Genomic DNA, 12,802 nt, shown 5'->3' with positions numbered 1-12,802 from the left:
CACTGGCGGGGCGTGCGCGACCCTACACGAAGGGCGCAAGCACCTCGGGCCGAACCCGCGCCAGCCTTCCGGTGGTGCGATCGAGCATCGCCCAGGTGGTGCTGGCGCTGACAAGGCGTTTGCCGCCCGCGTCGGCAAACTCCACCCGGCGCAGCGATTTGGCCCCCATGCCTGCGCCTTCGATCCAGGTCGTCGCGGTCACGCTTTCGCCTTGCGACACATTGCCGCGATAATCGATCTCGTGCCGCACCACGACCCAGACAAACGCGTTGCGATCCTCGGGCCGGGCCACCGCGTCCCAATGCTGGGTGGCCATATCCTGAATCCACTGCACCCACACGGTATTGTTGACGTGGCCGAGCGCGTCGATGTGCGCAGGCTCGGCCACGAAGGTTCGGGTGAAGCGGGCGGCCGCGTTCACTCGCCCTCGCTCTTGGGCGCCATCCCCATCTGCCACAGGATGAAGGCGAATTCCTCCGCGGTTTCCTTCAAGGAGTTCCAGCGGCCCGATTGCCCACCGTGGCCTGCGCCCATATTGGTTTTCATCAGCAGCAGGTTATCGTCGGTCTTGACCTCGCGCAGCTTGGCGACCCACTTGGCCGGTTCCCAATAGGTGACCCGCGGATCGTTCAGGCCCGCTGTCACCAGCATCGGCGGATAGTTCTTGGCCACCACCTGATCATAGGGCGAATAGGACAGCATGTAGGCAAACGCCGCCTTGTCGGTGATCGGGTTGCCCCATTCCTGCCATTCGCCCGGCGTCAGCGGCAGATCCTTGTTGAGCATGGTGTTCAGCACATCGACAAACGGCACATGGGCGACAATCGCGCCATATTGCGCCGGGTCCTGATTGATGATTGCACCCATCAATTCACCGCCTGCCGATCCGCCGCTGGCCGTCACCATGCCTTCAGCCGTGTAACCCTTGGCGATCAGCCCGCGCCCGGCATCGACGAAATCGTTGAAGGTGTTGGTGCGTTCAAACAGCTTGCCTTGCAGATACCAGCGCCGCCCCAGATCATCGCCGCCACGAATATGCGCAATGGCATAGGCAAAGCCGCGGTCCACAAGGCTGAGGCGCGAGGTCGAAAAGCCCGGCGGGATGGCATAGCCATAGGCGCCGTAGGCATAGAGATGCAGCGGCCCCGGCCCTTCGATCCCGGCCTTGGCGAGGATTTCGGCGCGGTCTTTGCGCATCACGATGCTGACCGGCACCATCGTCCCGTCACGCGCCTGCACGGTCAGGCGTTCCGTGACATAGAGACCGGCGTCATAACCGCTGGGGATTTCCTGCGTCTTGAGCGTTTCCAGCCCGCCGGTCTTGACGTCGTAATCATAGACCGTGCTGGGCGTGACCATGCTCTGGTAGGACAGCCGCAGCTTGGTCATGTCGTATTCGGGGTTGTTGGAAAGCCCTGCGGTGTAGCTGGCTTCGGGAAAGCTGATCGGGGTGATCTTGGCCGCATCCCCGTAAGCCCGCAGCTGGATCTGATCGAGCCCGTTCATCCGCCCTTCGGTGACGTAGAAATCCTTGAACAGATCAAACCCGGTCAGATAGAATTCGTCCGATCCGGCGATCACCGTCTGCCAGTCACCGGGGGTTTCCAGCTTCGCTGTGGCGAGGCGGAAATTGATGTGATCGTCGTTGGTCCACACCCACAATTCGTTGTCGCGGACATCGACCGAATATTCGACGCCTTTCTGGCGCGCCTTCACCAGGATCGGTTCAGCGGTGGGATTGGCGGCGGGAACAAGGCGCACTTCGCTGGTCTCGTTGTCGCCGGTGGCGATCACCAGCCAATCGTCCTGCGCGGTCAGGCCGGTGCCGACGCTGAAGGACTGATCTGTTTCCTCGTACAGCGTCACATCGCTGTCCACCGGCGTGCCGATCACGTGCAGCTTGGCCTCCAGCGTGCGCCATTCCTCGGTCGAGGGGCCGTAGACCAGCGCCGTATCATTCGCGACCCACACCAGATCGCCGCGCAGGTTTTCCAGCACATCGGGCAGCAGTTCACCGGTCTGCAGATCCTTGATCCGGGCGGTGTAACGCTCGCCCCCGCTGGTGTCGGTCGAATAGGCCAGATAGCGCCCGTTCTGGCTGATCGAGGCCGCGCCGAGGCGGAAATATTCCAGGCCGTCTGCCATCACGTTTTCGTCGAGCAGCAATTGGTCGGCCCCGCCGCCCGCGGGCTTGCGCCAATGCTTGCGATACTGCGCGCCTTCCTCGAACTCGCTCCAGTAGATGTAATCGCCATCCTTTTGCGGAACGGTGCTGTCGTCTTCCTTGATGCGCGCCCGCATTTCGGTGAACAGCGCTTCTGTCAGCGGGGTCTGATCGGCCATCTTGGCTTCGAAATAGGCGTTTTCGGCCTTCACGTGGTTCAGCACATCTTCGTCATCCACCACCGGGTATGACTTGTCATACAGCCAGTCATAGGGGTCTTCGATGGTGATCCCGTGATGGGTATAGGTGTGCGGGCGCTTCTCGGCGACGGGCGGGGTGATGTCGGTGGCGGAAGCGGCGGCAGATGGGGTCACGCGGGTCTGTTCCTCTGGATTGTTCGTGGTCGCGCTGGCGAGTAGCCGGGCGGGGGCTGCTGCGCCCAAGGTGGTGGCAAGAAGCGCGCTGGCAAGTGCACGTGTGCTGATCTGGCGAAGCATTGACGGTCGTCCCCTGTTGGCAGCCGGCCTGACGGCTGCGGGTGGAAAAACTCCGGCCTTGGGCCTATGTTGGCGGTTCTAGCGACACATTCCCGCGCGGCAAGACCCGCGCCGACCCCTGAGGACCACGCCATGCTGATGCAGACCCCCCAACTCTCCGGCCAAGCCCGCCTTTCCGCCTTGCGTGAAGAGCTGAAGCAGCGCGGCGTGCACGGTTTCATCATCCCGATCAGCGATGAACACATGAGCGAATATGTCGGCGATTATGCCCAGCGGCTGGAATGGCTGACGGGTTTTCGGGGATCTGCGGGCTTTGCGGCCGTCACGCTCGATGCTGCCGCAATCTTCGTCGACGGGCGCTACACTGTGCAGGTGCGCGAGCAGGTCGATGGAAGCCTGTTTGACTACAAGAGCGTGCCCGGCGAAAGCCTGAGCGGCTGGCTGGCCGAAGTCTGCGCGGATGGTGCCAAAATCGCCTACGATCCCTGGCTCCACACCTGGGCTTTCGTCGAGGCGCTGGAGCGGCAGGTGAACCCCAAGGGCATCACGCTGGTCCCGGCGGACAGCAACCCGATCGACGCGGTCTGGCCTGATCGCCCCGCGCCATCGGTGGCAGAGGCGCGTGTGCATGACGAAGCGATGGCCGGGCGGTCTTCGGCAGACAAACGCGCCGCAGTGGCCGATTGGCTGGTCAAGGAAGGCCATGATGCGGTGGTGATCCCGGCGCTCGATTCGGTCGCCTGGCTGCTCAACATTCGCGGAGCCGATGTGGCGCATACGCCGGTCGCCCTGTCCTATGTGATCGCGCGCAAGGATGGCAGCGCCGAGCTGTTCATCGCGCCCGAGAAAGTGACGCCCGAACTCACCCGCCATCTGGGCAACGCGGTCACGATCCGCGACCGGGCGGCATTCGAAGGCGCGCTTGCGGGCGAATATGCCGGGCAAAGCGTCGTGCTCGATCCCGATTTCGCGGTGGTCGGCATCGCGCAAGGCCTTAGGGCCGTCGGCGCCAAGTTCACCTTCAAGCAGGATCCCACGATCCTGGCCAAGGCGATCAAGAACGCCGCCGAACGCGATGGTCACCGCGACGCGCAGGCGCGTGACGGGGCAGCGGTCAGCCGCTTCCTGCGCTGGCTGGAAATCGAAGCGCCCAAAGGCAGCGTCGATGAACTTGCCGCCGCCGCCCGCCTGCAGGCCTTCCGTGAGGAAGACCCCGGCCTGCATGATCTCAGCTTCGACACGATCTCCGCCGCCGCAGGCCACGCCGCGCTGCCGCATTACAAGGTGGATGACGACAGCAATATCCCGATCCCGCCGGGTTCGATCTACCTGGTCGATTCGGGCGGGCAATATCCGGGCGGCACCACCGATATCACCCGCACAGTCTGGATCGGGACGCCTGATGGTGCGGGCGATGGTGCGGGTGAGCCGACGCCCGAAATGCGCGATCGCAACACCCGCGTGCTGAAGGGGCACATCCAGCTGGCCCGCGCAGTGTTTCCGCAAGGCACCTGCGGCGGCCAGCTCGACATTCTGGCGCGGCAATATCTGTGGGAAGCGGGCGTCGATTACGGCCACGGCACCGGCCACGGCGTTGGCAGCGTGCTCGCCGTGCATGAAGGCCCGCAACGCATCGCCAAGCCTGCGGGCGGGCAGGCCGGGACGGGGCAGGAGCTGCACGCCGGCATGATCTGTTCCAACGAGCCGGGCTATTACAAGCCGGGTGCGTTCGGCATCCGGATCGAAAACCTGGTGCTGATCGAGGAACGCGCCATTGCAGGCATGGAAGGCCGCTGGCTCGGCTTCGAGACGCTGACCTTTGTGCCGCTGGACCGTAAGCTGATCGACAAGGGCTTGCTGACGCCCGATGAAATCGCGTGGGTCGATACCTATCATGCCAGGGTGCGCGACGTGCTGACCCCCCGCCTGACGGGCGAGGATCTGGCCTGGGTGGAGCGCGAAACCGCTCCGCTTTGACGCTTGTTGGGAGCCTCATGTTCCTGTAATGTTCTTACTGTCGCGAGTCGCATTCGACGGGAGGAACACGCATGATCGGCTATGTTACTGTGGGCACCAATGATCTGCCGCGTGCGGCGGCATTTTACGATGCGCTGTCGGCGCATTTCGGTGTCGGGCGGATGATGGACACCGAAGCCTTCATCGCCTGGGGCGAATGGGGCGGCGGCACCGGGATCGCAGCGACGCTGCCGTTCGATGGCGCGCCTGCAAGCGTGGGCAATGGCGTGATGGTCGCGCTCGAAGTCGCTTCGCCCGAGGCTGTCCACGCGGTCTATGACATTGCGATGGCCCACGGCGGCAGCGATGAAGGCGCGCCCGGCCCGCGCGGCGATGACGGCTTTTACGCCGGCTATTTCCGCGATCCTGATGGCAACAAGCTGAACGCCTATTGCATGATCGCCCCCGCCGAGACGTGATGCCGCCTTGCCGGGGGTCAGGCCAGTCTTGACCCCCGCTTGACCCTGCCTAGACCCATGCTTGGCCTGTGCAATCACGATGTTTCACGTGAAACATTGCAGGAACACCGCGTCTCAGCGCATCAATCCGCCGATCAGATTGCGCACGAAAGCGGTCGCCCCGGTGCGCAGCGGATTGGCGCCGGACTTCTTGCCCAGCACCGTCGCCACAGCGATCGACGCCAGCGATCCGCCGGCCGCAGTCATCGCGCTCTTGCCCGCTTTTTCCCACACCGAAGGTGATTTGCGCTCCCGCTTGCCGACTTCCTCGCGGCCTTTTTCCGCCACTTCCTGCGCGGTCGCCGCCGCATCGGCGGCCTTGGCGGCCAGCACTTCGGCGGCGCTGGCGCGGTCGACGCGGGTATCGTACTTGCCATCGAGCGGGCTAATCGACTGAATGATCGCGCGTTCCTTGGGCGTCACTGGTCCCAAGCGCGAACGCGGCGGCTTGATCAGCGTGCGCTCCACAATCGAGGGCGCGCCATCCTCGTCCAGCATCGACACCAGCGCCTCGCCGACCTTCAGTTCGGTGATCGCGGCCTCGACATCCAGCTTGGGATTGATGCGGAAGGTCTCCGCCGCCGCCTTGATCGCCCGCTGGTCGCGCGGCGTGAAGGCGCGCAAGGCGTGCTGCACCCGGTTGCCCAATTGGCCTGCGACGTCTTCAGGAATATCAATCGGATTCTGCGTGACGAAGAACACGCCCACGCCCTTTGACCGGATCAACCGCACCACCTGTTCAATGGTGTCTTGCAGCGCCTTGGGCGCGTCGTTGAACAGCAAATGTGCCTCGTCAAAGAAGAACACCAGCTTGGGCTTTTCGGGATCGCCCACCTCGGGCAGTGTTTCAAACAGTTCCGCCAGCAGCCACAGCAGGAAGGTGGCGTAAAGCTTGGGACTGCGCATCAGTTTGTCGGCGGCCAGCACATTGATGATGCCGCGCCCCTGATCGTCCACCTTCAGAAAATCGTCGATCTCCAGCGCCGGCTCACCGAAGAAATGGTTGGCCCCTTGCGATTCGAACGACAGCAATTGCCGCTGGATTGACCCCACCGAAGGCTTGGTGACATTGCCGTATTGGCCTGACAGTTCCGCCGCATTGGCATTCGCCCAGGCCAGCAGCGCCGCCAGGTCGGCAAAGTCCAGCAGCAGCAACCCGTTCTCGTCGGCGTAGCGGAAGATGATCTGCAACACCCCTTCCTGCGTCGCATTAAGGTCGAGCAACCGCGACAGCAGCAGCGGCCCCATCTCAGACACCGTGGTGCGGATCGGATGGCCCTGTTCGCCGTAAAGGTCCCAGAAGATCACCGGATTATCGGAATAGGCATAATCGGTGATGCCCAGTTCGCGGGCGCGGCTTTCCAGCTTGTCCGCGTGCTTGAATGTGGGCGAACCCGGCATGGCGATGCCCGACAGATCGCCCTTCACGTCGGCCACGAACACAGGCACCCCGGCCATGGAAAAGCTCTCGGCGATGCCCTGCAATGTCACCGTTTTGCCGGTTCCGGTTGCGCCCGCGATCAGCCCGTGACGGTTAGACCGGCTGAGCGCCAGGGCTTGGCGCGAACCATCCGATCCCAACCCCAGAAATATGTCAGTCGCGCTGTCCGCCATGGCCTGCCCCTCGTTTCATTGCCGTTGCGAGTGGATGTGCAGGGGCGGCCCGCGGCGGTCAAGTTCTCGACAATGGTGCAGGTTTTGGCCAAGGCTACCCGGCATGGGTCAGACACTGCCTTTCGTTCTGCTCGATGATGCCCGCGCCAAAGACGGGCTGGGTGACACCGCCGCCGATGCGCTGCTTTACGAAAGCCCGCGCGCGCTGTTCGTGGCGCAGCGGCCCGATGAGGTGGACGCCGTGCTGGCCGCCGCCGAAGCGGCGCGGGTGGCTGATGGCGGGTCGCTGGCGGGGTATATCGCCTATGAAGCGGGCCTGGCGCTGGAACCAAAAATGGCGGGCCTCGCTACGGCGCGGTCGGGCGCGGCGGGGCCGCTGGTGTGGCTCGGCCTGTTCGATGCCCCGCGCTCGATTGCGGCCGCCGATGTTCCCGGCTGGCTGGAGGCATGCGCGCAAGGTCCGGGCACGCTGGGCCCGATGGAGCCGCAACTCTCGCCGGGGGGTTACGCCGCCGCCTTCGCCACTTTGCGGGAGGCGATCTGTGCCGGAGACATCTATCAGGCCAACTTCACCTATGCACTGGCGGGATCCTTTCGCGGCGACCCGGTGGGGTTATATGCCGCGCTTCGCGATGCAGCGGCGGCGGGATATGGCGGGCTGATTTTCGACGGCGCGCACTGGCTGCTGAGTTTTTCGCCTGAATTGTTCGCGGCGCTGAACGGCGCGGAGGCGAAGGTCAAGCCGATGAAGGGCACGCGTCCGCGCAGCCCTGACCCGGCGGTGGATCGCGCAGCGGTGGAAGAGCTTGTGTCCTCGGTCAAGGACCGCGCCGAGAACCTGATGATCGTCGATCTGATGCGCAATGACCTGTCGCGCGTGGCCGAGCCGGGCAGTGTGCGTGTGGATGCGCCCTTTGCGGTCGAAAGCTATCCGACGGTGCACCAGATGGTCTCCACCGTCCGCGCAACCTTGCAACCGGGCAAGGGCGCGATGGATCTGGTGCGGGCGTTGTATCCGTGCGGATCGATCACCGGTGCGCCCAAGATCCGGGCGATGGAGCTGCTGGGCGAAGTGGAGCGCGATGCGCGCGGGCCTTACTGTGGCGCGATCGGGCGGATTGATGCCGATGGCAATGCTGCCTTCAATGTGGCGATCCGAACCTTGCGGCTGACCCCGATCGAAAACGGGCAGGGGAGCGCCGTGCTCGGCATTGGTTCGGCCATCGTTGCGGACAGCGATGCGCTGTCCGAACGGCGCGAATGCGAGGTCAAGGCAGGGTTCGTGCGCCGCGCCGCGCCGGGCCTCACCGCTGCCACTTGCGATCTGATCGAGACCATGCGGTTCGAACCCGACAGCGGCATCGCGCTGCTCGAACGGCATCTGGAACGGATGAAGGCGAGCGCGGCGATGCTGGGTTTCGCCTTTGATCGCCATGCCTTGCGCAACCATATCCAGGCAGTGTGCTTTGAACTGGATGCGCCCGCCCGCGTGCGCCTGATGGTGTCACGCAGCGGAGCAAGCGCGCTGGAAACCGGGCCGCTGCCGCCTGCCTTGGACAATCCGGTCCGGGTGGCGGCGCTGCCCCATCCGCTCGATCCATCGGACTGGCGACTGGCGCACAAAACCTCGGATCGCGGGTTCTACGAGGACGCGCTGGCCGCCGCGCAATCTGTCGGCGCGCACGAAGCGGTGCTGGTGCGGGCGGATGGGCAGGTGACCGAGGGCAGCTTTACCTGCGTGTTCGCGGACGGTGCGGACGGCGTGTTGCTGACCCCGCCTGTGCACCTCGGCCTGTTGCCCGGTGTGTTGCGTGCCCACCTGATCGCGACCGGCAAGGCGCGCGAGGCGGAACTGTCGCTCGATGATCTGGCGCAGGGCTTCTGGATCGGCAATGCCTTGCGCGGGTTGATGCGGGCTGTTCTGGTCTAGGCGCGCATCGCCCTTCGACAAGGCGGGATCGAGCGGGTAACGCGGGCGCATGGCTGACATCAAAATCCTTTACGAAGACGGCGAAGCGCTGGTGATCGACAAGCCTTCGGGCATGGCGGTGGATCGGCCGCGCAAGGGCGGCATCTGTCTGGAAGACCACCTCGAACGGCTGAAACTGGGCTTTCAGCGCCCGCCGGTTGCGGTGCACCGGCTGGATACCGACACCAGCGGCTGCCTGCTGCTGGCGCGCAATCCCAAGGCTCTGGCCCGGTTCAACAAGGCCTTTGAGGACCGGCTGGTGGGCAAGACCTATCTGGCGATCCTGGCCGGGCATCCACCGGGCGAATCGGGAACGATCGAGCTTTCACTGTCCAAGATCAGCTCGGTTGAAAAAGGCTGGCGGATGATTCCAGCCAAGAAGGGCAAGCTGGCGGTGTCGCATTGGGAACTGGTCAAGGCACTTGGCCCCAACAGCCTGATCCGCTTCCGGCCTGAAACCGGCCGCACGCACCAGTTGCGCGTTCATGCGCTGGCGGGGCTTGGCACTGCATTGCTGGGCGATCCGATCTATGGGGCAGGGTCCGCGGGCGCGGCCAAGCGCACCATGCTTCACGCTGAAAGCCTGACCCTGATTCGTCCGGGCAAGACCACGATCGAAGCACGTGCCGAATTGCCGACTGACTTTAACGCATTCGGGGCGGGCGATGGATGAAGACACCCCCGAATCGCTGAGCGCCCGCGCGATTCGGCTGGCGAGCGAAAGTTTCCTGGCAGGCTCCGGCCCTGGCGGACAGAACGCCAACAAGGTCGCGACCGAAGTGGAATTGCGCGTGAACATCTATGCGCTGCGCCTGAATCCGGTGGTGTTTGCGCGGCTGCGGACGCTGGCAGGCGCGAAGCTGGCCGGCAATGGCGATCTCATCATCAATTCCAAGGCGCACCGCACGCAGGAGGCCAACCGCCAGGATGCCCGCGTGAAGCTGGCCGCGTTGCTGGAAGAGGCGCAAACCCAGCCCAAACGCCGCGCCAAGACCCGGCTCAATCGGATCGGCAAGACCGCGCGGCTCAAGGTCAAGAAGGAGCGTGGCACCGTGAAGGCCAATCGCGGCAAACCGCGCGCGTCGGACTGGTAGCGGGCACGCCAAGCCCGCCTTGACTTTTGCCGGTGAATCGGCGAATGGCGCGCTCGTGTGGCGGTGTGCCGGTTCATCCGGGCATGCCGCTATTTGCTTTTTTAGCTCTGCGTGACGCATGCGCCGGGCCGACCCAGTTGACAGGAACCCGCCATGGCGAAGCCCACCACCGTCAAGATCCGCCTCGTCTCGAGCGAGGGCACCGGCTTCTTCTACGTGACCAAGAAGAACCCGCGCAACATCACCGAGAAGATGAGCTTCCGCAAGTATGATCCGGTTGCGCGCAAGCACGTTGAATTCAAGGAAGCCAAGATCAAGTAAGATCGGCTTTGCGTGCCTGCCCGCCCGGCCCAAACATGACGGGCGGCAGGCGCGATAATTCATCGACAGTTCAAGCCAGCGGTCTTAACCGCACCGGCATGACAAAACGTATCCCTTCTTTTCGTACGCTGGCAATCGGCTTTGGCGCCGGCGCGCTGGCTTTGGGTCTTGCGCCCGTTGGCACGGCCCCTTTGACTGCGCCCGCTGCGGCGCAGTCCAGCAGCGATCTCGACAAGGTTGTCGGCGCGCTGCGCGGCATTTCCACCATGCAGGCCGATTTCACCCAGACCGATCGTCAGGGTTCCACGCTGCGCGGGCAGATGACGCTGAAGCGCCCCGGCAAAATTCGCTTCGACTATGGCAAGGACGCCGATTTCCTCGTCATCTCCAACGGTAAATCGCTCTACATGATCGATTACGAGGTCAATCAGGTTGAACGCTGGCCGATCGGCAATTCACCGCTGGGCGCGCTGTTTAACCCGGATAAGGACGTCAAGGCGTTCGGCAAGATGGTGGCGACGCGCGATCCCAATGTGCTGAGCGTAGAAGTGCGTGATCCCAAAAAGCCCGAATTCGGCATGATCACACTGATCTTCGTTCGCAAGCCCTCTGCCCCCGGCGGGCTGGAGCTGGCCTATTGGGTCGCGCTGGATGCGCAGAACAATCGCACCCGCGTGCAATTGTCCAACCAGCGTTACGGTGTCAGTGTTACGGACAGCACCTTCACATTTAAAGATCCGCGTCGCTCCACTCGTCGCCCCGGTTGAACACGTGCGCGGCGAATCGTTGTATGAAAGCGACAAGATTTTTGCCGCGTTCATGTGATTGAAAGCCTCCAACGGCTAATCATTATCAACAAGGCGGCTCGAAGGGAGGTTTCCCCCCTGTTGCCCACCCTTCGCAAAGGGCCTGCTTTGTACAAGCGTGACGAACGCTCTATGGAACCCTCGACCCAACGCCCCCGGGTCGGGGGTTTTTTGGTTTTTCAAGGAGGGGTTCCCGCCTACTCCCCCCAGCCCAGCGCCTTGCGGATGATCGTGTAGATCACGTTCTGCTCAATGACGCCGCGCGCACGTTCTGCACCTGGTCCCGTGGCGAACAGGGCCACATCCTCACCGCCGTGGGTTTCGCCGCCGAGCGGCACTAGCGCCTGCTGGCGTGCCTTCACGCCTGTTTCCGGCATCGGCCGGGCAAATTCGCCATCGCCATCTTCATCCGGATAGATGCCTCCCGGCCCGTTGGCATAGCCCAACGTGGTGTAAGGCTTGCCGTCCCCGGCCAGCACCGGCGATTCCCCGTCACCGCCATCTTCGCCGCGACCCGCTGGCGGGACCACCAGGCCCAGAATATCATTCCCGCGCTTGGGATAGCCTGCGATGGTGAAGACGTGGCTGTGATCTGCGGTGACGAGGATCAGCGTTTCAGCCGGATTGGTATTCTCGACCGCATATTGCACCGCGCGGGCGAATTCGATTGTCTCTTCCAGCGCGTAGCCTGCCTGCCCTGCATGGTGCGCGTGATCGATCCGTCCGCCTTCGACCATCAGGTAATAGCCATCCGGATCAGCCTTCAGCCGGGTGATCGCCGCCGCGGTCATGTCGGTAAGGGTCGGTTCGGGCGAATCGGCCTTGCGATCGGCCATGAACGTCATGTGGCCGGGGCTGAACAGGCCGAGCACCGGCTTGTCCGCTGGGGCGGCGGAAAGGTCAGCGGCGGTTGTCACGACCGTTCCGTCATTCGCCGCAGCCCACTGTGCGGGAAGATCGGCGGCGGCATCGATACGCCGACCGGCGCGGTCTTTCTCTTTGCCGTAGAACACCGATGTGCCGCCACCCAAGGCCACGTCGAAATTCGCTTCGGACAATTGCAGTGCAATATCCTTGCAGCCTTGCCCCTGCTGGTCGGCGGGAATGTTATTGTCCCCCTCCCAGTCACGGTCAGCGCTGCGGGAAAAGACACTGGCGGGCGTGGCGTGGGTCAAGCGGGTGGTGGAAACGATCCCGAGCGCGAGACCGCGCTGCTTCACTTCCTCGCCCAGCAGGGGCAGCGGGTGGGCCAGCGCATCCTTGCACACGCCTTTTTCCGCGTCCGGCCCGATGCCGATCACGCCGATGCGGGTTTTCTGGCCCGAATGCATCGCGGTTGCGGTGCCGGCGCTGTCGGGCACCTGGGCATTGGTGTTGTAGGTCTTGACCAGCGCGACGTGATCGAACGTCTCGAAGCTGAGCTGGTTTTCCTCGCCGCTTTCCCCGCGCTTTTGCGCTTCATAGATGCGCGCTGCCGTTATGGTGGAGATGCCCATGCCATCACCGATGAACAGGATGACGTTCTTTGCCTTCTGCGGCGCGGCGGGTTGGCCGACAGCCGCCATGGTTGGCTCACCCGGCGCGGTGGTGGTGCACGCGCCCAGTGGCAGGGCGGCAGCAAACAGGGCGATCATCGTGCGGGTCGGGGTCATCGGCAGTCTCCTCGGGAGCGCGCTATCGCCTGCGGATGTGACGGTAAAGCGACGTTTCACATCGGGAGGCATCCGCGCCGCTGGATTTTGGCGTTCTTGCTGTCCTACCGCTGCGCTACTTGAGGACGTTCTTGCTGTCCTATCGCTTCGCTACTTGAGGCGTTCTTGGTCGCCCTATCGCTTCGCTACTTGAGGGCGTTCTTGGTCGCCC

General features: G+C 63.8%; 11 protein-coding genes. 7 read left to right on the top strand and 4 right to left on the bottom strand.

What is annotated here, in order from left to right; genetic code table 11:
- Nucleotides 1-22 precede the first annotated feature (22 nt).
- Nucleotides 23-421: an acyl-CoA thioesterase gene (locus ACRANW_RS01555; protein WP_479432818.1), complete on the bottom strand. Its 399-nt coding sequence runs from the start codon at nt 419-421 to the stop codon at nt 23-25.
- On the bottom strand, nt 418-2,661 hold the full coding sequence (locus ACRANW_RS01550; RefSeq protein WP_479432817.1) for a S9 family peptidase: 2,244 nt from the start codon (nt 2,659-2,661) through the stop codon (nt 418-420). The genes ACRANW_RS01555 and ACRANW_RS01550 overlap by 4 nt, the downstream gene beginning before the upstream one ends.
- A gap of 132 nt (nt 2,662-2,793) precedes the next feature.
- On the opposite strand from ACRANW_RS01550, the gene ACRANW_RS01545 reads away from it, so the two are divergent.
- Both ACRANW_RS01545 and ACRANW_RS01540 read left to right on the top strand, forming a co-directional pair.
- Entirely contained in the window at nt 2,794-4,638 is a 1,845-nt protein-coding gene (locus ACRANW_RS01545; protein WP_479432816.1) for an aminopeptidase P family protein, read from the top strand.
- 71 nt (nt 4,639-4,709) lie between these two features.
- On the top strand, nt 4,710-5,096 hold the full coding sequence (locus ACRANW_RS01540; RefSeq protein WP_479432815.1) for a VOC family protein: 387 nt from the start codon (nt 4,710-4,712) through the stop codon (nt 5,094-5,096).
- 114 nt (nt 5,097-5,210) lie between these two features.
- Here ACRANW_RS01540 and ACRANW_RS01535 read toward each other — a convergent pair whose 3' ends face one another.
- A complete protein-coding gene (locus tag ACRANW_RS01535) occupies nt 5,211-6,749 on the bottom strand; it encodes a helicase HerA-like domain-containing protein (RefSeq protein ID WP_479432814.1) in 1,539 nt (512 codons plus the stop codon).
- Between the two features lie 103 nt (nt 6,750-6,852).
- Here ACRANW_RS01535 and pabB point away from each other — a divergent pair, with 103 nt between their 5' ends.
- The 5 genes from pabB to ACRANW_RS01510 all read left to right on the top strand — a co-directional run bounded on the left by pabB (nt 6,853) and on the right by ACRANW_RS01510 (nt 10,900).
- A complete protein-coding gene (pabB, locus tag ACRANW_RS01530) occupies nt 6,853-8,679 on the top strand; it encodes an aminodeoxychorismate synthase component I (protein ID WP_479432813.1) in 1,827 nt (608 codons plus the stop codon).
- Nucleotides 8,680-8,728: 49 nt separating this feature from the next.
- Nucleotides 8,729-9,391 (top strand): RluA family pseudouridine synthase, encoded by a 663-nt coding sequence (locus tag ACRANW_RS01525; protein WP_479432812.1) that lies wholly within the window; start codon nt 8,729-8,731, stop codon nt 9,389-9,391.
- Nucleotides 9,384-9,812, top strand: coding sequence for an alternative ribosome rescue aminoacyl-tRNA hydrolase ArfB (gene arfB / locus ACRANW_RS01520; RefSeq protein ID WP_479432811.1), 429 nt, complete (start codon nt 9,384-9,386; stop codon nt 9,810-9,812). Before ACRANW_RS01525 ends, arfB begins: the two co-directional genes overlap by 8 nt.
- A 153-nt stretch (nt 9,813-9,965) precedes the next feature.
- Complete coding sequence (gene rpmG / locus ACRANW_RS01515; RefSeq protein WP_017664380.1) at nt 9,966-10,133, top strand: 50S ribosomal protein L33; 168 nt, start codon at nt 9,966-9,968, stop codon at nt 10,131-10,133.
- A 98-nt stretch (nt 10,134-10,231) separates the two neighbouring features.
- A complete protein-coding gene (locus ACRANW_RS01510) occupies nt 10,232-10,900 on the top strand; it encodes a LolA family protein (RefSeq protein ID WP_479432810.1) in 669 nt (222 codons plus the stop codon).
- A 236-nt stretch (nt 10,901-11,136) separates the two neighbouring features.
- Here the strand turns inward: ACRANW_RS01510 and ACRANW_RS01505 are convergent, their stop codons facing one another.
- Entirely contained in the window at nt 11,137-12,591 is a 1,455-nt protein-coding gene (locus tag ACRANW_RS01505) for an alkaline phosphatase (protein ID WP_479432809.1), read from the bottom strand.
- Nucleotides 12,592-12,802 lie beyond the last annotated feature (211 nt).

Source organism: Erythrobacter sp. 'gip.4 top 5' (assembly GCF_056495765.1).
Note: the sequence above shows the minus strand (reverse complement) of the source record. Positions and strands in the feature narration are given on the sequence as shown.